Genomic DNA, 22,259 nt, shown 5'->3' with positions numbered 1-22,259 from the left:
CGTGATCGGCGAGTGTGGATAGACCGGGCGGTTGTGGACAAAGCCCGCCTCGGATCAGTGACCGCCAGTACCCCGGCCCACAGGAGGATGCCGTTCATGGGCTCCGCCGCATCGACCAATGGTGACGACACCGCGGCGAGTGTCGAAACCGCTACGGCGCCAATTGATTACCGATTCACTCTCGCCAACGAGCGCACGTTTCTGGCGTGGATCCGCACCTCCCTCGGCCTGCTGGCCGGTGGTGTGGCGGTGCACGAGCTGGTGCGCCCGTTCCGGCATCACGGGCTGCGGTCGGCGGTCGCCATGAGCTGCATAGTCCTGGCCGCGGTGATCGCGCTCGGGGCGTACGGCCGCTGGCGGCATGTGCAGTCGGCGATGGAGCGTGGCGCCCCGCTGCCGCGCGCGCTCATGGTGCCGATCCTGTCGGTGGGTATCGCGGTGATCGCGTTGCTGGCCAGTGCCGGCCTGTTGATGTCATGACCGGCCCCGAGGCGGGGCTGGCCGCCGAACGCACCGCGCTGGCGTGGCGGCGCACCGCGATCGGCGCGATCGCGAATGCCGTGCTGCTCATGCATCTGGCCTTCACCACCGCCTGGCTGCCGGTGACGGCGTTGTCGCTCACCGCGGTCGCGCTGTTGATCGTGGTGTCGGTGATCGGTGTGCGCCGCAGTCACATTCTGCATTCGCATCGCCGCGGTGATTGGGCCGACGGCCATCGCGCGATCACCACTATTGCCGTAGCGGTCTCGATGGTCGTGACGCTCGCCTTGGCGCTCGCCCTCACCTACGCGTTCACGCATGCGTAACCCCTGGTCCCGCTGCTGCTGGCGGGGGCGATTTCAGTCTCGGGTGACAGCCCCGTAGACTGGCCAAGCGGTTTGCGTGAACGCGAACCGACTTCGCGCGCCCACGTCGAGGGTCGCCGGCTGGTCCCAGAGCTGAGCTTTCACAGCAGAGGTTTGGGTGTCGGTGGCTGTGGGCGCCAGGGCAGAGGTCGCCGATCTCTGTGTCAACCAGCAACAAGAGGAGATACGGGAGCTATGGCTGTCGTAACTATGAAGCAGCTGCTCGACAGCGGCGCGCACTTCGGTCACCAGACCCGCCGGTGGAACCCGAAGATGAAGCGGTTCATCTTCACCGACCGCAACGGCATCTACATCATCGATCTGCAGCAGACGCTGACCTACATCGACAAGGCCTACGAGTTCGTCAAGGAGACCGTCGCCCACGGTGGCACCGTTCTCTTCGTCGGCACCAAGAAGCAGGCGCAGGAGTCGATCGCTTCCGAGGCCACCCGCGTCGGCATGCCCTACGTGAACCAGCGCTGGCTGGGCGGCATGCTCACCAACTTCTCGACCGTCCACAAGCGCCTGCAGCGCCTGAAGGAGCTCGAGGCCATGGAGCAGACCGGTGGCTTCGAGGGTCGCACCAAGAAGGAAATCCTCATGCTGACGCGTGAGAAGAACAAGCTGGAGCGCACCCTCGGCGGCATCCGGGACATGGCCAAGGTGCCCTCGGCCATCTGGGTCGTCGACACCAACAAGGAGCACATCGCCGTCGGTGAGGCTCGCAAGCTGAACATCCCGGTCATCGCGATCCTGGACACCAACTGCGACCCCGACCTGGTCGACTACCCGATCCCGGGCAACGACGACGCGATCCGCTCGGCCGCGCTGCTGACCAAGGTCGTCGCCTCCGCGGTCGCCGAGGGCGTGCAGGCTCGTGCCGCGCGTGCCACCGGCGATGCCAAGCCGGAGATCGGCGCCGGCGAGCCCCTCGCCGAGTGGGAGCTCGAGCAGCTGGCCCAGGCCGCCCCGGCCGCCGAGGCCCCGGCTGTCGAGACTGCCGCCGAAGCCGCGCTGACCGAGGACCCGGCCACCAAGACCCCGGCCGACTTCTGATCCAGCCGCGAGGCACTGTTCACCTTGCCGACCGTTCACTTGAATGTGCACTGCCGTTCGATAGCGGTCGGCAAGGTGTGACCCCCACAGACTTTCACTCACAAAGGGAGGCTCGCCCGAGATGGCGAACTACACCGCCGCCGATGTGAAGCGGCTCCGCGAGCTCACCGGCTCCGGCATGATGGACTGCAAGAAGGCCCTCGAGGAGAACGCGGGCGACTTCGACAAGGCTGTCGAGTTCCTGCGCATCAAGGGCGCCAAGGATGTCGGCAAGCGCGCCGAGCGCGCCACCGCCGAGGGCCTGGTTGCGGCTCAGGACGGCGTCCTGATCGAGATCAACTCCGAGACCGACTTCGTGGCCAAGAACCAGGAGTTCCAGGACGTCGCGAACGCGATCGTCGCGGCGGCCGCCAAGGCCCGCCCGGCCGACCTGGACGCCCTGAAGGCCGTCGAGATCGAGGGTGGCAAGACCGCCGACCAGGCCCTGCAGGAGCTGGCCGCCAAGATCGGCGAGAAGCTCGAGCTGCGCCGCGTCGCCGCGTTCGACGGCCAGACCACCGTCTACCTGCACAAGCGTGCCACCGACCTGCCGCCCGCCGTGGGTGTCCTGGTCGAGTACACCGGCTCTGACGCCGACGCCGCCCGCGCCGCCGGCATGCAGGTCGCCGCGCTCAAGGCCAAGTACCTCACCCGCGAGGACGTCCCGGCCGATCTCGTCGCCAAGGAGCGCGAGATCGCCGAGGCCACCGCCAAGGAAGAGGGCAAGCCGGAGGCCGCGCTGCCGAAGATCGTCGAAGGCCGCGTCAACGGCTTCTACAAGGACGTCGTGCTCCTGGAGCAGGCTTCGGTCACCGACTCCAAGAAGACCGTCAAGCAGCAGCTGGACGAGGCCGGTGTCACCATCACCCGCTTCGCCCGCTTCGAGGTCGGCCAGGCGTAATCGCCTGACAATCGAAAAGGCCCCGCCCGCAGCGTAGTTCGCTGGGAGCGGGGCCTTTCTCCTGCGCGGCCCCTGCCCGGGGGTGGTCCGTGGAACCGGCCGCGCACGGAGATCATCAGCGGCCGGGGTCGCTGCCTGGGAATTCGCAGGGCGGCTGGGAGCCGGTGGCGCACAGGATCATGAGGGGAATGCCGGCTCCGATGATCACGAGCCAGTCCATCGCATCGAACTGCTGGATATCGGCGCTCAGTGAGCTGCTGCCCGAGGCGGATGAGCCGGAGTCCGCGGCAGCGGGGGTCGCGCCGACGACAACCGTGGCGCTGATCGCGAGGGCAGCCATGCCAGCACGGATTATGTTGCTGCTCATACTATTTCGCGCTTCCGCTCAGGCAGGGGTTCTCCCCGCCGCTCCCTGTCGCCAAGGCGGGACAGACCATCTGGATCAAAGTCGTCAATACGGGGATCAGCGGGATCGACGAACCGGTGTCCCCTGAACCAGTGGTCGCGGGGTTGGCTGCGGCCGGACCGGCGGCGCCGACGAGTGCGGCGGTGATCGCCGTGGCGGCGACAACGGCGCGAACCGTGGTGCGAGAGTTGTTCATTGGTCTTCGTCGCCCGGGTCAGGAAGGGCCGGGGTTGTTGTGGGAGCTGGCGGTTTCGCAGGCGTTGCCGCCGCTGAACGACTCCGCGCCGCACCAGACTTTGATCAGGCCCTGCACGATGGGGAGCCAGATCAGGGTCGCGGAGCCGGTTTGACCGGCGGCCGCGCTGAGGGGGCTCACGTCGGGGAGGTTGTTGGCTTCGGCCCAGGCGCTGAAGGAGACGAGGGGTTGCAGGGCGGACTGGGTGGCGGAGCCGAGTGGGGTGTCGTCCATCGGGTCGTCGGCGACCGCGGCGGGGTCCTCGGCGGGGGTGAGGATGATGTCGGCCACGGCGGTGCCGCCGAGGGCGACGCCCATGATGGCCAGTGTGCCGACGAGGGCGCTCCGGATCGGGTACTTCGGAGTGTTCATGGCGCGGATCGTATTTGAAATACTGGGATTTCAAATGAGATTCGCGCCCATGATTTCTGGGGCAGGCTCTGTCAGTGCGGGTGTGCGGGCCGATTCTGCAGCGGGGTCAGCTGGTGGATATCGTGCTTGACCCGCAGTTCGGCCACGGCCTCCGGGGTCGCACCACCCGAGGTGAGCAGGTCGGTGAGCTCGGCGAGGTAGAGCTCGTGGCCGGCCGGGGTGACCATGAAAAGCATTTTGGCCGTGTCGGTTCCGGGGTTGTAGAAGGCGTGCGGGCAGCCCGCCGGGACGTGCATGAAGCTGCCCGGCCCGCCGCGGAAGACCTTGGTGCCGTCGTCGGCCTCCCAGGTGCGCCAGTCGCCGATGGCGGTGGTGGCGGGGTGGAAGGCGAGCAGGTCGAGCTCGCCCTCCACGATGTAGAAGATCTCCTCGGCGTGGCCGTGCCAGTGCGCGCCGACATCGAAGCCGGGCGGGACTTCGGCCTCGAAGGCCGACCAGATGTCGGAGCGTTCCGCGCCGACCTTCAAAGTCATTGTCTGTAAGCGGGTTCCGGCTCCGGGTGGGAGCAGCAGGCCGTCGGTCATGGTGATCGCCTCACAGTTTCCAGTCGGTGGCGTGCAGGAAGCCGTTCAGGTCGAGCAGGTCCGGGTGGGCGGAACGCAGCGCGGCGAGGTCGACGGGCTCGTGCGGGTGGGTGTTGAAGTGCGCGAACATCTTGGCCACCTGCTCGTCGAAGGCGCGCAGCTGTTCGAGCGGGATCTGGACGGTGCGCGGCGTCAAACCTGCTGCTCTACCGAGGATTTCGGCGATCTGCGGCGGGGTGAGGATATCGCCGGCGATGGTCACCGTGCGGCCGAGGAATTCCTCGGGCCGGTCGAAGGCCAGCGCCGCGAACCGCCCGATATCGTCGATGGCGATGAGCGGCATCGGCACCTCGGGGGCGACCGCCAGCGCCAGCACCAGGTTGTCGCCATCGCGGCTGGGCTTGTTGTAGGTGGCGAAATTGTCCATGAACAGCACCGGCCGCAGGATCGTGGCGGGCAACTCGAGTTCGCGGATGCGGTCCTCGATGTGTTCCTTGGCGTCGTAGTATTCGATCCCCGAGTTCTGGCCGACCCCGCTCAGCGAGCTGTACACCAGGTGCGAGATCCCCAGTTCCTGAACCAGTTCCGCGATGCGGCGTCCGCGCTTCTCCTCGGCCGCCACGGCCGCCAGGCTGATATTGACGCCCTCCATCATGGTCATCATGAGGAAGACGCCGTGGACGCCGTCCATGGCCTTGCGCAGTGAGTCCTCGTCGTCGAGGTCGCCCACCGCCAGTTCCGCGCCAGCGTCACGCAGTGCGACGGCCTTGGGCGCTTCCGGATCGCGGACGAAAGCCCGTACCGGCCGGCCGAGTTCGAGCAGTGCCCGAGCGGTGGCGGTGCCCTGCCGGCCGGTGGCGCCGATGACCAGAATCGGTGCGTTGTGTGTAGTCATGTCGTACTCCCTTGATTCCCTGCGGATTTCGTTCCGCTGCTGAGAATCACGCTACGAAGCCGGGCACAATGCTGTCCTGGTAGTGATACTGCTACCCAGGTGCCGAGGCGGGCGGCACGCTGTGGGAGGTACGAAATGACAAGCGGCCGAAGCAATCACGGCTCCGGAAAGAGCCGGCAGCTACAGCTGGGTGAATTCCTGCGCGCACAGCGCGCCAAGCTGCAACCGGCCGATGTGGGCCTGCTGCCCTACGGTGAACCGTCCCGCCGCCGCACCCCCGGACTGCGTCGCGAGGAAGTTGCCGAACTGTCCGGCGTGGGCCTCACCTGGTACACCTGGCTCGAACAGGGCCGCGATGTGGCCGCCAGCCGCCAGGTGATCGACGCCCTGGCCCGCACCCTGCGCCTGGATGCGGATCAGCACCGCCACCTGCGCTTTCTGGCCGGTTTCGTCGAACCCGACAACCAGGGCCCCGAGACCGATCGCGCCCGTATGCAGCGCCTGGTGGACGCCGTCCTGCCCAATCCCGCCTCGGTCTACGACGCGGCCTTCGACTATCTGGCCTGGAACAGCGCCTACGTGCAGCTGCGCCACGACCCGCTGGACACCCCGCCCGCCCGCCGCAATCTGCTGTGGATGATGTTCACCGACAACGACAATCGCGCTCGCATGCCACGCTGGGAGTTTGCTGCCCGTGCGGTCCTGAGCCAGTTGCGCGACGCCATGGGCCGTCGCCCCGACGATCCCCGCCTCACCGCCCTGGTGGCCGGATTGCGGGCCGAGAGCCCGGAATTCCGGCTCTGGTGGGAGGAGTATCCGGTGCGCCGCTTCCGCCCGGCAACGATCACCGTGGAGCATCCGAGCGCGGGCGCGATCGAACTCGAGCTGTTCCAATCCCGCCCCGTCGACGACCCGGCGCTGCTGCTGGTGGTGCAGGTCCCCGCCACCGAGCTTGCCGCCGCTCGACTTTCGACTCTGCTGCGCACGGCGCAAACTCGATAGGATGCCCTGAAATTCTCACGATGTGCGAGGGTCGGGTCATCTTCGCGACGGCGCGTGAGGCAGGATAGATGGAGCTTGTCACCGTCCCGTGTAGTCCGATGTACCGGGATGGTCTTTTCATGTGCGTGCGCAGGTTCCACTGCCGAGGAGAAGGAGACCGATGACGGACCCGGATACGGCGCCCGACCGCAAGGGCTATCGCCGAGTGCTCCTGAAGCTGGGTGGCGAGATGTTCGGTGGCGGCCGGGTCGGTCTCGATCCCGATGTGGTGCAGACCGTCGCCGAGCAGATCGCCGAGGTCGTCGAGGACGGTGTCCAGGTCGCCGTGGTCATCGGCGGCGGCAATTTCTTCCGCGGCGCGGAGCTCGAGGAGCGCGGCATGGAGCGCGCCCGCTCGGATTACATGGGCATGCTCGGCACTGTCATGAACAGCCTTGCGCTGCAAGACTTCCTGCAGAAGCAGGGCATCGACACCCGCGTGCAGACCGCCATCACCATGGGCCAGGTCGCCGAACCGTATCTGCCGCTGCGTGCCAAGCGGCATCTGGAGAAGGGCCGCGTGGTCATCTTCGGCGCGGGTATGGGCATGCCGTACTTCTCCACCGACACCACCGCCGCGCAGCGCGCCCTGGAGATCCAGGCCGAGGTGGTGCTGATGGCCAAGGCGGTCGACGGCGTCTTCACCGCGGACCCCCGCGAGGACCCGAACGCCACCATGTACACCGAGGTCACGCACAAGGAAGTCCTGGAGCAGGGGCTGAAGGTGGCCGACGCCACCGCGTTCAGTCTGTGTATGGACAACCAGATGCCGATGCTGGTGTTCAATCTGCTTACCAAGGGAAATATCGCCCGTGCGGTCGCCGGTGAAAAGATCGGCACGCTGGTCCGTTCGTGACCAACGAGAACTAGCTGTGGAGGAAACGCCGTGATTGAAGAAGCGCTCTTCGACGCCGAGGAAAAGATGGAGAAGGCCGTCTCGGTGGCGAAGGACGACCTGGGTTCCATTCGGACCGGTCGCGCGAATCCGGGCATGTTCTCCCGGGTCATCGTGGACTACTACGGGTCGCCCACGCCCATCACCCAGATCTCGTCGGTCACCGTGCCGGAGCCGCGCATGCTCGTCGTCAAGCCGTACGAGCAGTCGCAGCTGCAGGTCATCGAGACCGCGATCCGCAATTCGGATCTGGGTGTGAACCCGACCAATGACGGTCACATCATTCGTGTGATCGTTCCGCAGCTCACCGAGGAACGCCGTCGCGAGATGGTGAAGCAGGCCAAGGCGAAGGGCGAGGACGCCAAGATCGCCATTCGCAACGTCCGCCGCAAGACCATGGACGAGCTGGGCCGCATCCAGAAGGACGGCGAGGCCGGCGAGGACGAGGTCGGTCGGGCCGAGAAGGAACTCGACAAGACCACCCAGAAGTACGTCCACCAGATCGACGAGCTGGTGAAGCACAAAGAGGGCGAACTCCTCGAGGTCTAGGACGGTCGGCAGCGATGCCCGCGGGCATTTCGGACGCGGCCGGCCGGGGGTAGGGACGAACGGACGACAAGTGAGCGACGGGACAATCGTGGCCGAAGAGACTGCCGCCACCGGAGAGGCGACGCCGACCGAGGACAGTGCGGCGAAACCGCCTGCCTCCAAGGCCGGACGGAATCTGCCCGCGGCACTGGCGGTGGGGCTGGGGTTGGGCCTGTCGCTCATCGCCATCCTGCTGTGGGCGCCCAAGGTGCTCGTCGGCGTGATCGCGGTGGCCATGGCGGTGGCGACCTGGGAGGTGGCCAAGCGGCTGCGCGAAGCCGATGTGCTGGTGCCGCGGATTCCGCTGCTGGTCGGCGGGCAGGCCATCATCTGGCTGGCCTGGCCGACCGGGCCGCAGGGGGTGGTGGGCGCGTTCGGCGCGACCGTGCTGACGGTCATGGTGTGGCGTCTGTTCGACCACGGTTTGCAGGCGACGCCGCGAAACTACTTGCGCGACACCGCGATCAGCGTGTTCGTGCTGGCGTGGGTGCCGCTGCTGGCGGCGTTCGCGGTGCTCATGCTGGATCAGCCGGACGGCAATCTGCGGGTGCTGACCTTCATGATCCTGGTGGTCTGCTCGGATGTGGGCGGCTATGTGGCCGGGGTGCTGTTCGGCAAGCATCCGATGGTTCCGGCCATCAGCCCGAAGAAGTCGTGGGAGGGTTTCGGCGGTTCGCTGGTGTTCTCCGTCATAGGCGGTCTGCTGACGGTAACCCTGCTGCTGCAAGCCAATTCGATGATCGGCGTGCTGCTGGGTGTCGGCCTGGTGCTGGTGGCCACCAGCGGCGACCTGATCGAGTCGCAGGTCAAGCGCGAGCTCGGCATCAAGGACATGGGCACCCTGCTGCCCGGCCACGGCGGCATCATGGACCGGCTGGACTCGATGCTGCCGTCGGCCTTCGTCTCCTGGCTGGTGCTGACCGCGCTGCTCTAGTGCGCGGCCTTCTTGGCCGCGCGGCGCAGCTGCAGAATCCGGTAGCCGCCGATCAGCGCGGTCACGAGTGCGCCGATGATGACCGACAGCAGGACGAGAATCCCGATCGGCAGATTCCACTGCCAGGCGAAGACGTCGACCTTGGACTGTTCGAGATTCTGCAGAATGAAGATCAGCACCACGATGCCCAGTAGTGCCGCGAACACGAGCCCTACCCAGGCATAACCCGCCCGGGTCTTGAGCACGCCCTCGCCCTTGTGCTTGGCCGGAGTTTTGCCCGGGGTCGGCTCCGCCCCGGAGTTCGATACGGCATCTGCGGTCATAGCTCGATCATTGCTGATGGCTATGAGCGGTGCACGCATATCGCCTCCGAACTGCGTTATGTCGCCTCCGCCGGAGTTTGCCGCAGATGTGATCAGCGCATCTGTGCCCCGAAGGCCCGCGATTCGATTCCGGATGGAACACTGGAAGGGTTATGACTGCCGCCCCGCTTCCCCTCGTTTTCGACGCCCCCCGCCGTGGCATGCCCCCGCGGCATCTGGCCGACCTCGATGCCACCGAGCGCAAGGAAGCGGTCGAGGCCCTCGGCCTGCCGAAGTTCCGGGCCGACCAGATCGCCCGCCAGTACTACGGCCGCCTGCAAGCCGACCCGGCGCAGATGACCGACCTCCCCGAGTCCGTGCGCGAGAAGGTGGCCGAAACCCTCTTCCCGCAACTGCTCACCCCGGTCCGCCACATCGCCTGCGACGACGGCAGCACCCGCAAGACGCTCTGGAAAGCCAACGACGGCACCCTCCTCGAGTCCGTCCTCATGCGCTACCCGGACCGCAACACCCTCTGCATCTCCAGCCAGGCCGGCTGCGGCATGGCCTGCCCCTTCTGCGCCACCGGCCAGGGCGGCCTGAACCGCAACCTCTCCACCGCCGAAATCGTCGACCAGGTCCGCGCCGCAGCGGCGGCCCTGCGCGACGGCGAGGTGGCGGGTGGCCCCGGCCGCCTCTCCAACATCGTCTTCATGGGCATGGGCGAACCCCTCGCCAACTACAAGCGAGTGGTGAACGCCGTCCGCCGCATTGCCTCCCCGGCTCCCGACGGTCTGGGTATCTCCCAGCGCAATGTCGTGGTGTCCACCGTCGGCCTGGCCCCCGCCATCCGCAAACTGGCCGACGAGAACCTCTCGGTGACTCTGGCCGTCTCCCTGCACACTCCGGACGACGAACTCCGAGACACCTTGGTCCCGGTCAACAACCGCTGGCCCGTCTCCGAAGTCCTCGACGCCGCAAGGTATTACGCCGACAAGTCCGGCCGCCGAGTCTCCATCGAATACGCCTTGATCCGAGACATCAACGACCACCCCTGGCGAGCCGACATGCTCGGCAAGAAACTCCACAAGGCCCTCGGCTCCCGAGTCCACGTCAACCTCATCCCGCTGAACCCGACCCCGGGCAGCAAGTGGGACGCCTCCCCGAAACCCGTCGAGCGCGAATTCGTCCGCCGCGTCAACGAGCAGGGCGTCCCCTGCACCGTTCGCGACACCCGAGGCCAGGAAATCGCCGCAGCCTGCGGCCAGCTCGCCGCCGAAGGCTGATGTATCGGCTCGGCCCCGAACTGTTCGGATCGACCGACGACCGGCCCGCGAACCGGGTGCCCGAGTTCGAGATCCGTCGGCGCTTGGCTGCGGTGCCGGACGGGCAGTCGATCGAGTTCGTGCTCGACGGCGCCAATCCCCGGCATCATCGGCGGCGTTGTGCCCGTGCGCTGTTCGGGCGGGAGCCCGCTGATCGTACGTAGGGAACTCGCGGAGCTCGTTCGATCCGAGGAGGAGCCGCCCGACATTCGGATCGCCGTGCTGGAAGCCCTCACCGCCGCACCGGGACCGCATTGCCGAGACCTGTTGGAATGGCTGCGGACTCGACCGCTGGGCGAGAAACGCTCGTACGGTCTCGACGAGGCCGTCCTGGTCGCGCGGGACTGCACGGTGACGTCACAGCGGCCGGGTAGCTGGTCGAGATGGCGGGCGATGTGTGGTGGTTTGGCAAGCCGCGCCGTCGCGGTGGCTCGTGCCGCTGGACAGTGGCTGGGTGGATCGTGTTCAGTCCCTGGCGATGTCGGCGACGAAGAGTTGCAGGCGGCGGGCCGCGATGCGGACCACCAGAGGCAGGGCCGGGTCCGGGTTGTCCGGGGTGACTATGCGGGGGTTGATCAGGTGGAGGTGGCGGAAGATGGTGTGGGCGTGGGCTTCTCCGGCGGCGAGGATATTGCGGCACCAGTCCGTGACGCCGTGGCCGAGGGCGATGACGAGTTTGCCTCGGGTGGGGATGACGTTGACGGGGGTGGTGTAGGGCTTGCCGGATTTGCGGCCTCGGTGTTCCAGGAGGGCGAAGCCGGGGAGGTAGGGGGCGAGGGGGCGGACGTAGGGGTTGAGGTAGCGCTCCTGGAGGCGGCTCAGGCCTGCGGGGAAGATGTGGGGGCCGCGGTCGAGTGTCGCCATGGTGTCACCGTTCTTCGAGGTTGATGCGGGATCCACCATAATCCGTGTCTGGGACGCGGGGAAGTGACTGTGGTCAGGCTGCGCCGACTGGGAAGTTGCGCGGGAGTTGTAAGGCGCGGGCTGGGTGAATCTTCAGCTCAGGCTCAGGGGCGCGCGGGATCGTAGAAGGCGTAAATCCGCTGGTCACAAACTTTGAAAGCCGAGCAGAGCGATTCCAACCGAACACTCGTCCCGGCGTGGATGGAGATCCCATGCGTGCGCTGACTGTTATTCCCGAGAAGGCCGATTCACTCGAAGTTCGTGAGGTGCCCGATCCGGTGGCGGGGGAGGACGAATTACTTGTTCGGGGAGTGGCTTTCGGTGTGTGCGGCACCGATCGGGAGATCGCGGGCGGTGATTACGGGTGGGCGCCGCCGGGGGAGGAACGGTTGATCATCGGGCACGAGTCGCTGGGGCGGGTGCTGCGGGCGCCGGACGGAAGTGGTTTCGCGGCAGGGGATCTGGTGGTCGGCGTGGTGCGACGGCCGGATCCGGTGCCGTGCGGGGCGTGCGCCCGGGGTGAGTTCGACATGTGCCGCAATGATCGGTACACGGAGCGGGGGATCAAGCAACTGCACGGGTACGCGTCCGAATTATGGACCGTGGAAACCGATTACGCGGTGCGGCTGGACGCCGCCCTGGAGCAGACCGGGGTGCTCATGGAGCCGACCACGGTGGTGGCCAAGGCGTGGGAGCAGATCGATCGGGTGAGCGCGCGGGCCTGGTACGAGCACAAGCGGGTGCTGGTGACCGGCGCGGGGCCGATCGGACTGCTGGCGGCGCTGCTGGGCACGCAGCGCGGGCTGGACGTGCACGTACTCGCGTTGAACGACACCGGGATTCAGCCGGAGATGGCGCGCAAGCTGGGTGCCACCTATCACAGTGATCCGCTCCCCGAGGTAGCCGACAAGATCGAACCCGATGTGATCGTGGAGGCCACGGGTGCGGCCTCGGTGGCCGTGGCGGCCATGACGCACAGCGCGTCGGCCGGAATCGTCTGCCTCACCGGTGTTTCGCCCATCGGACGGGAGGTCGGCTTCGACGCCGGAGCCGCCAATCGGCGCATCGTGCTGGAGAACGACCTCATCTTCGGATCCGTGAACGCCAATATGCGGCACTACCGTCAGGCCGCCGAAGCGCTGGCCGACGCGGATCAGGAGTGGCTGAGCGGGCTCATCACGCGCCGCCTTCCGCTCGACCGCGCGGAGGCGGCCTTCACCCCCGGCCGCGACGACATCAAAGTGGCGGTGTCGCTGTGACTTCCACCTTCCATCTGATTCCGCAGCACCGCACGCACGCACGGCCACGAATCGTCGTGCCCAGCCGGGTGGTCACCAATGGGGTCGTCTCGGATTCACCGCCCTCCCGCCGCATCTGGTTCTGGGCGGGGATCGCGACCCTGGCCAGCTTCCTGTTCGGCTACTACAGCGCGGTGGTGGCGGGCGCGCAGCTGTTCATCAAGGACGACCTGCATCTGGGAACCGTCCAGCAGGGTGCGGTGGTGTCGGTGCTGCTGGCCGGCGCGGCGGTCGGCGGCCTGTGCGCGGGCCGCTTGGGCGACCGGTTCGGCAGGCGGAGTGCGCTGCTGCTGGCGGCCGTACTGTTCATCGCGGGCGGTGTCCTGGCCGTCGCGACACCGGGTTTCGGAATCCTGTTGGCGGGGCGCATCGTTCAGGGTTTGGGCATCGGTCTCAGCTCGGTGATCGTGCCGCTGTATCTGTCCGAGATCGCGCCCGCCGAGCTGCGCGGCAGGCTGGTGACGATCAATCAGCTGATGCTCACGGTCGGCATCATGGCCGCCTACGTGGTGAATCTGGCCTTTGCCGCACAGGGTGATTGGCGCTGGATGTTCGGCGTCGGACTGATACCGAGCGTGCTGCTGCTCGTCGGTATCGCCCGCCTGCCGGAATCGCCGGTGTGGCTGGAGGGCCGCGGCCGGCTGGCGAGTGCCCGGCGGGTGCTGGCGCAGGTGTACGGCGAGCACACCGCCGACATCCACCTGTCCCGGTTGCAGCATGCCCGCCGGGCGGCTCCGGCGTCGACGGGCTTGCGCGGCTTGACCTCTCGCGCGGTGCGTCCCGCGTTGCTGATCGGCGTGGTGCTGGCGGTGCTGCAGCAGTTCGTCGGCATCAATGCCGTCATCTACTACGCGCCCACGATCATGCAGCACACCGGCCTGGACACCTCGAATGCCATTCTCTACTCGCTGGCCATCGGCGTCCTGAATGTCGTCATGACCCTGGTGTCCATCCGGCTCATCGACCGCTGGGGACGCCGACCGCTGCTGCTCACCTCCCTCTCGGGAATGGCGGTGGCACTGGTGATTCTGGGCGCGACCTTCGTCTGGCAAGTGCCCGCCGCCAGCGTGATCGCGCTGATCTGCCTGCTGGCGTTCATCGCCTTCTTCGCCATCGGGATGGGCCCCGTGTTCTGGCTGCTGCTGGCCGAGATCTTCCCGCCCGCCGAACGCGGCACCGGCGCGGCGGTGTCCGCCACCTCCAACTGGATCGCGAACATCGTTGTCAGCCAACTCTTCCTGAGTCTGGTCGCGGGCCTGGGCCAGGGTCCGACCTTCTGGTTGTTCGCCGCGGTCTGCGTCCTCGGCCTGATCTTCGTGCGGCGCAGGGTGATCGAGACCAAGGGCAAGGATTTCGCCGACATCACCCGCGAACTGTCCACCGCCTAGCCCTTGGCCAGCGATCCCGCTCCCGGCGTGAGCGCACCACCGGCCTCGTCGACACCCACCACAATGGTGCTGCCGCGAGTGCCGGTGGCGGCGATCGTCCACGCGGTGCGCGTCTCGGTGGTGTCGCCGGGGCGCGGGCAGGTCTGTACGGGCGGATCGAGTTTCGCGGTATTGCCGCGCACGAGCAGCGTCCACGAACAGCCGTTGCCGGTGCGTGCGGTGAGCCGGTTGCCGTAGTCGGCGGTAATGGTGAGCTCCCCCTGCCCGGGCGGTTCGTAGTGCCAGGTGCCGACGAACGCGGCCGCACCGTCCGTATCGTTCTCGCTGGTCCTGGTGCGTGCGCCCGTCTCCAGCGCGAAGTCCAGATCTCGGTCCGCGCGATGGCTTTTGGCGGTGAAGACCTCGGTCATGTGGTTGCCGGACACGGTGGTGGTCCAGGCGGTGATGGTGTAGGAGACGTGTGAGGTGGGGTTGTTGCACAGCTGGGTGGCCGGGTCCAGCCGCAGTGCGTCCGGATCGACCCGGAACCGCCAGGTGCAGCCCACATCGGTCCGCCCGATGAGGTGGGTGCGCGAGGCGTCGGACGCGTCCAGCGTGTAGGTGATATCGCCGATCTGTGGTGCTTGCACCGGACCCGAAGGTAGTTGCAGCACAGCCATATTGGTCATGCTGGCGGCGTCCGGCTGGTCGTAGTTCCATTTGCCGAGGTACGCCTCGGCGGCGGTCTGGGAGGGTTCGGTGCCGGTCGAGGAACACGCGGCGGCGGCCAGCGTGGCGGCGGTGAGTGGAATCAACCAAGGGGAAGCAAGGCGAGCCATGATGCGCTCCTGGATGCCTGATAATGCTGATATCAGATTGTCTAATATCTAGATAATCTAGAGACTAGATTAGCGAGGTATCAGGAGATGTCAAGCGCCCGAACACGTTTGATCACCGAAATCGCCGCACGCGTCGGGCGCACGGTCGAGTGGGGCATTCGCATGAACCACACCGCCGCGAGCACCTTGGGTATCAACGCCACCGATATGGTCTGCCTGCAAACCTTGCAGCAGGGCCCGCGCACGGCCGGCGAACTGGCCCGCCACATCGGCGTCACCACCGCCTCGATGACCACCATGATCGACCGCCTGGAAAAGGCCGGATTCGTCTCCCGCACAAGGGATCCGCAGGATCGCAGGCGAGTGGTGGTCGAACTGGTGACCGGGCGCGCCCGCGCCGATATCGCGCCCCTCTTCGCCCCGCTGGTGAAGTCCTGGCGCGCCCGCCTCGACGGCTACGACCAGCGCGACCTCGAACTCATCATCGATTTCCTCGCCGGTATCGAGGAATCCTTCGCCGCCGAACTGGAACCCGGCCGCGACGGGCAGCGCTGACGGCAGCGAGCCGGCGGACACGGGTCCACCGGCTCGCCGTTCCCGGTCAGCGCGCGGTCAAGGCGTCCAGCGCCTGCGCCGCACGAGGCGCGTGCAGCGGCGAGAAGTGCGGGTTGATCCGCAGCGCGTCGGTCAGTGCGGTCGCCGCCTGATCGGTTCGACCGAGCGCGGCGAGGATCATGCCGCGATGGTAGGCCAGTGAAGCGTTCTGCCAGCCAAGGGAGTTCGCCTGGTCGGCGTAGCCGATGGCCTCGGCATCGCGGCCGGCCCGGTGTAGTGCCCAGGCCAGCACGTCGGCGGTGAGGACGCTCTGCCTGCGGCCGTACTCCAGTTGCGCGAGGCGGACGGCCTCGGTCGGGTCGCCGTGTTCGGCGGCCAGCAGCGCGGCATCCACGGCGTCGGTGGCGCCCTGCGCTTCGAGGGCGCGGAACTGTGCGACGACGTCCTGGTACCGCGCGGCGGCCTCGGCGGCTCGCCCGGCGGATTCCAGCAGCTCGCCGTACTCGATGAGGTACTGCGGCAGCGCGGAATCGGAGGTCAGCTCCGCGTAGAGCGCGAGCGCCCGATCGGTGTCGCCGCGCGCGGCGAACACCTTGGCCTGTCCCTGCCGCAGCGCGGCGCTCGTCGGGACGGTCAGAAGCCCTGCACGATACTGGTTTTCGGCCTCATCGAGCTGTCCGGAGTCGAAGGCGAGCTCGCCGAGGTGATACCGGCAGAAGGCGATCTGGTCGGCAGTGTTCGCGGCGTCGAGGGCCATGCCGAGCGCCGTGCGCGCCTCATCGGTGCGTCCGTGCAGTTCCAGGTCGTAGGCGGCGCGGGTGAACGAGGTCACGCCGGGACGGAGGTCGAGCATGCGCTGCACGGCCACGGTGGCATCGTCGGCCGCACCGAGCTGGGTCAGCGCGTCCACCAGCACCCCGTAGGCGTCGGCACTCGTGGGACGCAGCGTAATCGCATTCTCCGCATAAGTTTTCGCGGGCCCGAAGTCGTGCAGCGCATTCTTCAGCGCCCCGAGCCCGATGAACGCGTCGGCATTGCCGTCGGGCTGCACCTCCAGTGAACGGTCCAGCGCACGCTGCGCTGCACCGTAATGGCTGGGATCGCCTGTCATACGCGCCAATTCGACATAGGCGGCCCCCAGATCGGCCCAGCGCACCGCATTTCCGGGCATTCGATCGAGTTGCCCGCGCATCGTCTCGATCTGCGCGGCAAGGGCTGCACCCGGACCGCTCACCGCCGGCGCTGCGGTCGAGTGACGGTCGGGGACAGCAGCCACCCCGATGATCGCGGCCGCGACGGCGATCAGTGTGAGCACCACGAGCGCGGGTGTGCGGTGGGTGCGGGCGCGGAGCCGGGTGGGGCAGTGGGACATGACGACACCTTGTGTGCGGGAACGGGATCGGATGGAGGCTGGGCCGCCCGCGTGCGTGCGGACGGGCGGGGATGGGGTCGGACGGGCGGGCGGACCGGGCCTGCGCCCGGCCCGCCGACCCGGATCGGAAACCGCTGTCGCGGAATGGAATCCGCTCAGCTGCGGCGTCGCCGCATGAGCAGCCAGCCGCCACCGGTGACCAGCGCCGCCGCGGCTGTGCCACCCGCCGCGGCCGGCATCCACGACGACATTCCGTCGTCGCCGGTCGGGCGGGAGGAGGCGGCGGGTGCGACGCCGTCGGCCGAATATCCGCCCTCGGTCATGCCGCGTGAGGGCAGCGCGACATACGGGAAGGTGTCGGAGAACTTCGCGTCATTGGCGTCGACCTTGTCGCCGGTCGCCAGTGCGTCGACGAGCTTGCCGCTCTGGGCCGCACCGACTATGGCCTGCAGGGCGATATCGACCACGTCGTCGGTCAGCCGCCGCCCGTTGGGGAATCCCTGCAGGTCTCCGGCGAGTACGCCGAGCCGTTCGGGATCGGCGGTCACCGGCACGGACATATTGAGCCGCAACATTTCCGAGGGCCGGAAGGTCTCGGCCTGCACATCGGCATTGAGCACCTGCGAGTTCAGATCCGCCTGGATCGGCGCTCGGCTGCCATCCAATGTCGGTGCGTTCTTGGCGATTCCGGTCAGGAAGATCTCCACCAGATCATTGCGCGGCCCGGCCGGGGCGGGGATCTTGTAGATCGCTTCGAGCAGCTTCGCCAGCTCCGGATCCGTCACGCGCGCAACGACTTCCGGAATCCCGGCATCGGCGCTGGGGGACAGCCCGTTGAAGGCGTCCTTCAGCCCGCCCGGCAGCACCACCTCGTTCACGAGGGGGTTCCCCAGCCGGGACACCTGCACAGCCTCCCCGACCGGCTTGGCCGCACCCGGGCTCAACTGCAGTGTCTGCCGCTCGGTGTCGCTCCACACCCCGATGACCGGATTGCGTGTCGCATCGCCCTTGAGCGCCAGATCCTTCTTGGGCACCTGCAGCACAACGGTATTCACATTGAACCCCGCGAGCGTATCGGTTCCGGTCTCGGACAGGTCCCCGCCGTACAGCAGGTCGAACACCCGCAGATCGAGGAAGAACGGATCCTCGGACCCGCCGACGTACACGGTTCCGCCGCCATTGAGTTTCTCGGTGGCCTGGGTGCGCAGCGTGCCGTAGTCGGGCATGGATGCGGCGCCGACGTACGACGGCGCGGCCTGGCCCTGCCCGATCGGCTGCCAATCCCCGACTCCGTGGCTCACCGACACCGTGTAGTTCTGCCGGAACAGCAGGTTCTCGTCGGTGAGGCTGGTGACCGGCCCGTTGTTGTACAGGAAGGTGTTTCCCGCGCGCCGATCGTCGTTGGTGAAGTTGACCCGATAGCTGATATCCGGCTTCCCATTGCCGTCGTTGTCGATATTGATGTCGTAGTTGGCCGAAGTGGCCCACGGGTAGAAGTTGGGCCCGCCGTAGGCGGCCTGCACGCCGTACCAGTTGCTGACGATGGTCACCGTCTCCGGATTGTCCGGGCTGACGAACGCGTACACATCGGTGTTGTCCACCGCCGGATCACCGGCGATCAACGGGGCCTCGCGATGGCTGGAGGCGTGGGCGGCCGGCAGGACGAGACCGCCCACCGTACCGCCCAGAACGAGTACGCCGACGGCCGCGAGGGCCCCGGCGGCACGGCTGCGAACGCCGCGCTGAGGTGATCGGAACACGATCTCTTCTTTCCTTGATGGTGAATGGCATTGCGCCGGAACACGTCCACATGGTCTGTCCGGTCCGCCTGCGCCCACATCGGTCGATCGACCTATCCGGTCGTGATTGAGCCGGGGGAGGCCGGGTATCGCCGCCACGAGACCGGCGGGACAGTGCGGCGATTCGAGGCGGAGGAGACGACCATGACCACGACGGTGGGCGACTATGTGCTGCAACGACTGCGGGAATGGGGCGTCACCAGGGTTTTCGGCTATCCGGGTGATGGCATCAACGGGCTGGTGGCCGCGTTCGGGAAGGCGGAGAACCGCCCGGCGTTCGTGCAGGCCCGGCACGAGGAGATGGCGGCCTTCGAAGCGGTGGGCTATGCGAAATTCGATGGCGGGGTGGGCGTGTGCATGGCCACCTCCGGTCCGGGCGCCATCCATTTGCTGAACGGTCTCTATGACGCCAAGCTGGATCACGTTCCCGTAGTGGCAATTGTCGGGCAAACGTCACGCAGTGCCATGGGCGGCAGCTACCAGCAGGAGATCGACCTGCAAGCCCTGTTCAAGGATGTGGCCTCCGACTACCTGGTCGAAGTGAATGTCGCCGCCCAACTGCCCAATGCCATCGACCGCGCCATCCGCACCGCGCAGGCCCGGCGCGCACCCACGGCGGTGATCATCCCGTCGGATCTGCAGGAGGAGAAGTACCATCCGCCGGAACACGAATTCCGTCAGGTGCCCTCCAGCGCGCCCGCATCGCTGAGCGCCACCATCGTGCCCGCGCGTGTGGACATCGAACGCGCCGCCGAGATCCTCGATGCCGGAACCAGGGTGGCCATCCTCATCGGTCAGGGCGCTCGCGCCGCCGCGGTCGAAGTCGCCGAGATCGCCGAGATCACCGGCGCCGGCGTGGCGAAAGCCCTGCTGGGCAAGGACGTTCTCACCGATTCGCTGCCGTTCGTGACCGGTTCGATCGGCCTGCTGGGCACCCGCCCCAGCTACGAGCTGATGCGCGACTGCGACACCCTGCTCATCGTCGGCTCGAATTTCCCCTACAGCCAATTCCTTCCGGAGTTCGGCAAGGTGCGCGCAGTGCAGATCGACATGGATCCCACCATGATCGGCATGCGCTACCCCACCGAGGTGAACCTGGTGGGCGAAGCCAAAACAACGCTGCGCCAGCTGATTCCGCTGCTGAAGTACAAGAAGGACCGCGCCTGGCGGGAAACCGTCGAGGCGAATGTGACGCGCTGGTGGAGCACGGTGGAGCGCCAATCCCTGCTCGACGCAAGGCCGGTCAATCCCATGCGGGTGGTGTGGGAACTGTCCGAACGCATTCCGGGCGATGCCATCGTCACCGCCGACTCCGGTTCCTCCACCAACTGGTACGCGCGCTGCCTGCGTTTCCGCGGCGCCATGCGCGGTTCGCTCTCGGGCACCCTGGCCACCATGGGATGTGGCGTCCCGTATGCCATCGGCGCGAAATTCGCGCACCCTGACCGCCCGGTCATCGCGCTGGTCGGTGACGGCGCCATGCAGATGAACGGCCTCACCGAACTCATCACCATCACCCGCTACCGCTCCGAATGGCTGGACCCGCGCCTGGTGGTCTGCGTCTTCCACAACAATGACCTGAACCAGGTCACCTGGGAGCTGCGCGCCATGGGTGGCGCCCCGAAATTCGAAGAGTCCCAGATACTTCCGGATACCTCCCTATGCCGATGTCGCCCGCGCGCTCGGCATGGCCGCCGTTGCCGTCGACCACCCCGATCAGCTCGCGGGGGCTTGGGAGGAAGCCCTGCGCGCCGAGCATCCGGTCCTGCTCGACGTGCGCTGCGATCCGGAAGTCCCGCCCATTCCGCCGCATGCCACCTGGGAGCAGCTCGAGAACACCGCCGCGGCGGTGCTGCGCGGTGACCCCAATGCCTGGCACCTGGTGACCCAGGGCGTGAAAACCAAAGCGCAGGAACTGATCCCGAACCGCAACTCGGAGGAGAACATCATGGACCAGCAACCCGGCCAGGACGTCGTCGACCTTTTGCTCGACCAGCATCACCAGATCGAAACCCTGCTGGAGCAGATCCGGACCGGCCAGGGCCGCAAGGATGAACTGTTCACGGATCTGGTGCGGCTGTTGGCGATTCACGAGGCCGCGGAGGAGGAGGTGGTGCACCCCATTGCCAAACGCGCCGAGAACGGCGATGGGGAGGGCATGGTCGAGGCCCGCCTGGAGGAGGAGAGCGAGGCCAAGCACGCGCTGGCCGAACTCTACAAACTCGGGGTCGAGAGCCCCGAATTCGACGTCAAGTTCGCGGAATTCGCGGCCGCGGTCGCCGATCACGCGGAGCGCGAGGAAGCCGAGGAATTCACGCTGCTGCGAAAGCAGCTCACCACAACGCAATTGGAGCGCATGGCCACTTCGGTGCGGGCGGCCGAGGCCGTCGCGCCGACGCGTCCGCATCCGAGTGCGGGGGAGTCGGCGGTGGCGAATCTGCTGGCCGGCCCGCCGCTCGCGGTCTTCGATCGGGTGCGGGACGCGGTGCGGGATATGCGGCGCAAGTCCGGTCACGATTCCTGAGCGTGCGCTGAGTGGCTCATCCGCTGGTCGGCCCGGGTGAAATCCGGGTCGACCAGCGGTTTTGTGTCCCAGGTCTGTAACCTGGCTCACATAACGTCCGTACTAGTGACTTCAGCTATGAATAGCCATTCTCAGCTACTATTCAGTAACGATTTCCTGGACACTTGCTCTAGAGCGCTTGAGAAGCACTCGGCTCCCACCCCGATACCGCTCCCGTAAACCGGAAGCGCCTTCGCAAGAAAGCTGTGAAGCAGGATGAAGTTCAGGAAAGCTGCCGCCACCTCGGCTCTGGTCATCGCGGCCCTCGGCATTGCCGCCGGCACCGCTCACGCCGACCCGGCCCCCGCGCCGGCTCCGGTTCTTCCCTCCCTGATCGACGGCATCAATCAGGGTATTCAGCAGGTGCAGCAGGGCGCGGCCCAGCTCGTGCCGTCCATCCACTGGAACGTCGAGCTCGACGGCGACTCCGTGATCGTCCAGACCGACGCCGGCGCGCTCGCCGCCGACAACGGCCAGTTCCAGGTGCGCGACAACCTCGGCAATGTGGTCGTCGGCTTCCCGCTCAGCTACACCCTGGACGATCTGGAATACCCGATCAACGCCAGCGTCGAGGGCCTGCGCGCGGTGCTGACCCCCAGCAAGAACGTCGCCGACGCCCGCCCGTCGGGGTTGCTGCACAACGTGGTCAAGCAGGACGCCTTCGATGACGCGGTGTCCGCCGCGGCCACCCAGTTCGGCATCATCACCGCGATCGGCACGCTGGTGGGCACCATTGTCGGCGGCGCGATGGGCTGCACGCTCGGCTTCATCGGCGGCGCGGTGCTGGGTCTGCCCATCCTCGATCTGGGTGGCGCGACCGGTATCGCCGGCTGCCTCGCGGGCGCGGCGCTCGGCATCCCGCTCGGCGCTGCCGCCGGTCTGGTGCTGACGGGTGTGCCCGCCGCGATCATCGTCGGCATCGGCTTCTACAACCGCATCAACGCGCCCGAAAACCAGTAGTCCGGCCGCTCACAGCAGGCTCGCCGCATCCCTCGGGATGCGGCGAGCCTTGTTTTGTATTAAGTATTGCTATGAACCAAAGGTTTGCTTTCGGACACGATTGTGGACCCTCACGACAGAGAACGTAACGAGAACATGCTTTGCGACTCATTTTGGCTACGATCTGGCAACATCACGGAAACATA

At 67.0% G+C, this 22,259-nt stretch carries 24 protein-coding genes and 1 pseudogene; 15 read left to right on the top strand and 10 right to left on the bottom strand.

Annotation, left to right across the window (positions count from 1 at the left end; translation table 11 throughout):
- Window positions 1-96: 96 nt before the first annotated feature.
- The 4 genes from H0264_RS32275 to tsf all read left to right on the top strand — a co-directional run bounded on the left by H0264_RS32275 (window position 97) and on the right by tsf (window position 2,841).
- Window positions 97-480: a YidH family protein gene (locus H0264_RS32275; protein ID WP_181581046.1), complete on the top strand. Its 384-nt coding sequence runs from the start codon at window positions 97-99 to the stop codon at window positions 478-480.
- On the top strand, window positions 477-806 hold the full coding sequence (locus tag H0264_RS32270) for a DUF202 domain-containing protein (RefSeq protein ID WP_181581045.1): 330 nt from the start codon (window positions 477-479) through the stop codon (window positions 804-806). The genes H0264_RS32275 and H0264_RS32270 overlap by 4 nt, the downstream gene beginning before the upstream one ends.
- 234 nt (window positions 807-1,040) lie before the next feature.
- On the top strand, window positions 1,041-1,901 hold the full coding sequence (gene rpsB, locus H0264_RS32265; RefSeq protein WP_181581044.1) for a 30S ribosomal protein S2: 861 nt from the start codon (window positions 1,041-1,043) through the stop codon (window positions 1,899-1,901).
- A gap of 121 nt (window positions 1,902-2,022) precedes the next feature.
- A complete protein-coding gene (gene tsf, locus H0264_RS32260; RefSeq protein ID WP_181581043.1) occupies window positions 2,023-2,841 on the top strand; it encodes a translation elongation factor Ts in 819 nt (272 codons plus the stop codon).
- A 115-nt stretch (window positions 2,842-2,956) separates the two neighbouring features.
- Here tsf and H0264_RS32255 read toward each other — a convergent pair whose 3' ends face one another.
- The 5 genes from H0264_RS32255 to H0264_RS32235 form a co-directional block, all read right to left on the bottom strand.
- Window positions 2,957-3,181, bottom strand: a complete 225-nt coding sequence (locus H0264_RS32255) for a hypothetical protein (RefSeq protein WP_181581042.1) — start codon at window positions 3,179-3,181, stop codon at window positions 2,957-2,959.
- A gap of 28 nt (window positions 3,182-3,209) precedes the next feature.
- Window positions 3,210-3,443: a hypothetical protein gene (locus tag H0264_RS32250; RefSeq protein ID WP_181581041.1), complete on the bottom strand. Its 234-nt coding sequence runs from the start codon at window positions 3,441-3,443 to the stop codon at window positions 3,210-3,212.
- A gap of 18 nt (window positions 3,444-3,461) precedes the next feature.
- Window positions 3,462-3,854, bottom strand: coding sequence for a hypothetical protein (locus H0264_RS32245; protein ID WP_181581040.1), 393 nt, complete (start codon window positions 3,852-3,854; stop codon window positions 3,462-3,464).
- A gap of 71 nt (window positions 3,855-3,925) precedes the next feature.
- Window positions 3,926-4,438 carry a cupin domain-containing protein gene (locus H0264_RS32240; RefSeq protein ID WP_181581039.1) on the bottom strand — a complete coding sequence of 171 codons (513 nt, stop codon included), beginning with the start codon at window positions 4,436-4,438 and terminating at the stop codon, window positions 3,926-3,928.
- 10 nt (window positions 4,439-4,448) lie between these two features.
- A complete protein-coding gene (locus tag H0264_RS32235; protein ID WP_181581038.1) occupies window positions 4,449-5,333 on the bottom strand; it encodes an NmrA/HSCARG family protein in 885 nt (294 codons plus the stop codon).
- A 135-nt stretch (window positions 5,334-5,468) separates the two neighbouring features.
- On the opposite strand from H0264_RS32235, the gene H0264_RS32230 reads away from it, so the two are divergent.
- The 4 genes from H0264_RS32230 to H0264_RS32215 all read left to right on the top strand — a co-directional run bounded on the left by H0264_RS32230 (window position 5,469) and on the right by H0264_RS32215 (window position 8,791).
- Window positions 5,469-6,335: a helix-turn-helix transcriptional regulator gene (locus tag H0264_RS32230; protein ID WP_181581037.1), complete on the top strand. Its 867-nt coding sequence runs from the start codon at window positions 5,469-5,471 to the stop codon at window positions 6,333-6,335.
- 160 nt (window positions 6,336-6,495) lie between these two features.
- The gene (pyrH, locus tag H0264_RS32225; protein WP_181581036.1) at window positions 6,496-7,230 is read left to right on the top strand and encodes a UMP kinase; all 735 of its coding nucleotides are present in this window, start codon (window positions 6,496-6,498) and stop codon (window positions 7,228-7,230) included.
- 30 nt (window positions 7,231-7,260) lie between these two features.
- On the top strand, window positions 7,261-7,818 hold the full coding sequence (gene frr / locus H0264_RS32220; RefSeq protein WP_181581035.1) for a ribosome recycling factor: 558 nt from the start codon (window positions 7,261-7,263) through the stop codon (window positions 7,816-7,818).
- 85 nt (window positions 7,819-7,903) lie between these two features.
- Entirely contained in the window at window positions 7,904-8,791 is an 888-nt protein-coding gene (locus H0264_RS32215; RefSeq protein ID WP_244976303.1) for a phosphatidate cytidylyltransferase, read from the top strand.
- Here H0264_RS32215 and H0264_RS32210 read toward each other — a convergent pair.
- A complete protein-coding gene (locus H0264_RS32210; protein ID WP_181581033.1) occupies window positions 8,788-9,114 on the bottom strand; it encodes a LapA family protein in 327 nt (108 codons plus the stop codon). The two genes, H0264_RS32215 and H0264_RS32210, sit on opposite strands and share 4 nt — an antisense overlap.
- Before the next feature lie 152 nt (window positions 9,115-9,266).
- On the opposite strand from H0264_RS32210, the gene rlmN reads away from it, so the two are divergent.
- Window positions 9,267-10,379 (top strand): dual-specificity RNA methyltransferase RlmN, encoded by a 1,113-nt coding sequence (rlmN, locus tag H0264_RS32205; protein WP_181581032.1) that lies wholly within the window; start codon window positions 9,267-9,269, stop codon window positions 10,377-10,379.
- Between the two features lie 504 nt (window positions 10,380-10,883).
- Here rlmN and H0264_RS32200 read toward each other — a convergent pair.
- Window positions 10,884-11,282 carry a nitroreductase family deazaflavin-dependent oxidoreductase gene (locus H0264_RS32200; RefSeq protein WP_181581031.1) on the bottom strand — a complete coding sequence of 133 codons (399 nt, stop codon included), beginning with the start codon at window positions 11,280-11,282 and terminating at the stop codon, window positions 10,884-10,886.
- 251 nt (window positions 11,283-11,533) lie between these two features.
- Here H0264_RS32200 and H0264_RS32195 point away from each other — a divergent pair, with 251 nt between their 5' ends.
- Window positions 11,534-12,580 carry a glucose 1-dehydrogenase gene (locus tag H0264_RS32195; RefSeq protein ID WP_181581030.1) on the top strand — a complete coding sequence of 349 codons (1,047 nt, stop codon included), beginning with the start codon at window positions 11,534-11,536 and terminating at the stop codon, window positions 12,578-12,580.
- Entirely contained in the window at window positions 12,577-14,007 is a 1,431-nt protein-coding gene (locus H0264_RS32190; protein WP_220139880.1) for a sugar porter family MFS transporter, read from the top strand. Before H0264_RS32195 ends, H0264_RS32190 begins: the two co-directional genes overlap by 4 nt.
- Here H0264_RS32190 and H0264_RS32185 read toward each other — a convergent pair.
- The gene (locus tag H0264_RS32185) at window positions 14,004-14,825 is read right to left on the bottom strand and encodes a hypothetical protein (RefSeq protein WP_181581029.1); all 822 of its coding nucleotides are present in this window, start codon (window positions 14,823-14,825) and stop codon (window positions 14,004-14,006) included. The genes H0264_RS32190 and H0264_RS32185 overlap by 4 nt on opposite strands.
- An 87-nt stretch (window positions 14,826-14,912) precedes the next feature.
- Between H0264_RS32185 and H0264_RS32180 the strand changes: the two genes are divergently transcribed.
- On the top strand, window positions 14,913-15,380 hold the full coding sequence (locus tag H0264_RS32180; protein WP_181581028.1) for a MarR family winged helix-turn-helix transcriptional regulator: 468 nt from the start codon (window positions 14,913-14,915) through the stop codon (window positions 15,378-15,380).
- A 46-nt stretch (window positions 15,381-15,426) separates the two neighbouring features.
- On the opposite strand, the gene H0264_RS32175 is transcribed toward H0264_RS32180, so the two are convergent.
- Entirely contained in the window at window positions 15,427-16,752 is a 1,326-nt protein-coding gene (locus H0264_RS32175; protein ID WP_181581027.1) for a tetratricopeptide repeat protein, read from the bottom strand.
- A 155-nt stretch (window positions 16,753-16,907) separates the two neighbouring features.
- Window positions 16,908-18,512, bottom strand: coding sequence for a DUF4331 domain-containing protein (locus tag H0264_RS32170; protein WP_181581026.1), 1,605 nt, complete (start codon window positions 18,510-18,512; stop codon window positions 16,908-16,910).
- 183 nt (window positions 18,513-18,695) lie between these two features.
- Between H0264_RS32170 and H0264_RS32165 the strand changes: the two are divergent.
- From H0264_RS32165 to H0264_RS32155, 3 genes and pseudogenes are all read left to right on the top strand, one after another.
- Window positions 18,696-20,472: pseudogene (locus tag H0264_RS32165) on the top strand (thiamine pyrophosphate-requiring protein); the annotation flags it as partial.
- A gap of 27 nt (window positions 20,473-20,499) precedes the next feature.
- Complete coding sequence (locus H0264_RS32160; RefSeq protein WP_181585988.1) at window positions 20,500-21,075, top strand: hemerythrin domain-containing protein; 576 nt, start codon at window positions 20,500-20,502, stop codon at window positions 21,073-21,075.
- Between the two features lie 255 nt (window positions 21,076-21,330).
- Window positions 21,331-22,074 (top strand): DUF8020 domain-containing protein, encoded by a 744-nt coding sequence (locus tag H0264_RS32155; RefSeq protein WP_181581025.1) that lies wholly within the window; start codon window positions 21,331-21,333, stop codon window positions 22,072-22,074.
- Window positions 22,075-22,259: the final 185 nt, after the last annotated feature.

Source organism: Nocardia huaxiensis (assembly GCF_013744875.1).
Taxonomy (GTDB): Bacteria; Actinomycetota; Actinomycetes; order Mycobacteriales; family Mycobacteriaceae; genus Nocardia; species Nocardia huaxiensis.
This window is presented reverse-complemented; position numbering and strand designations above follow the sequence as displayed.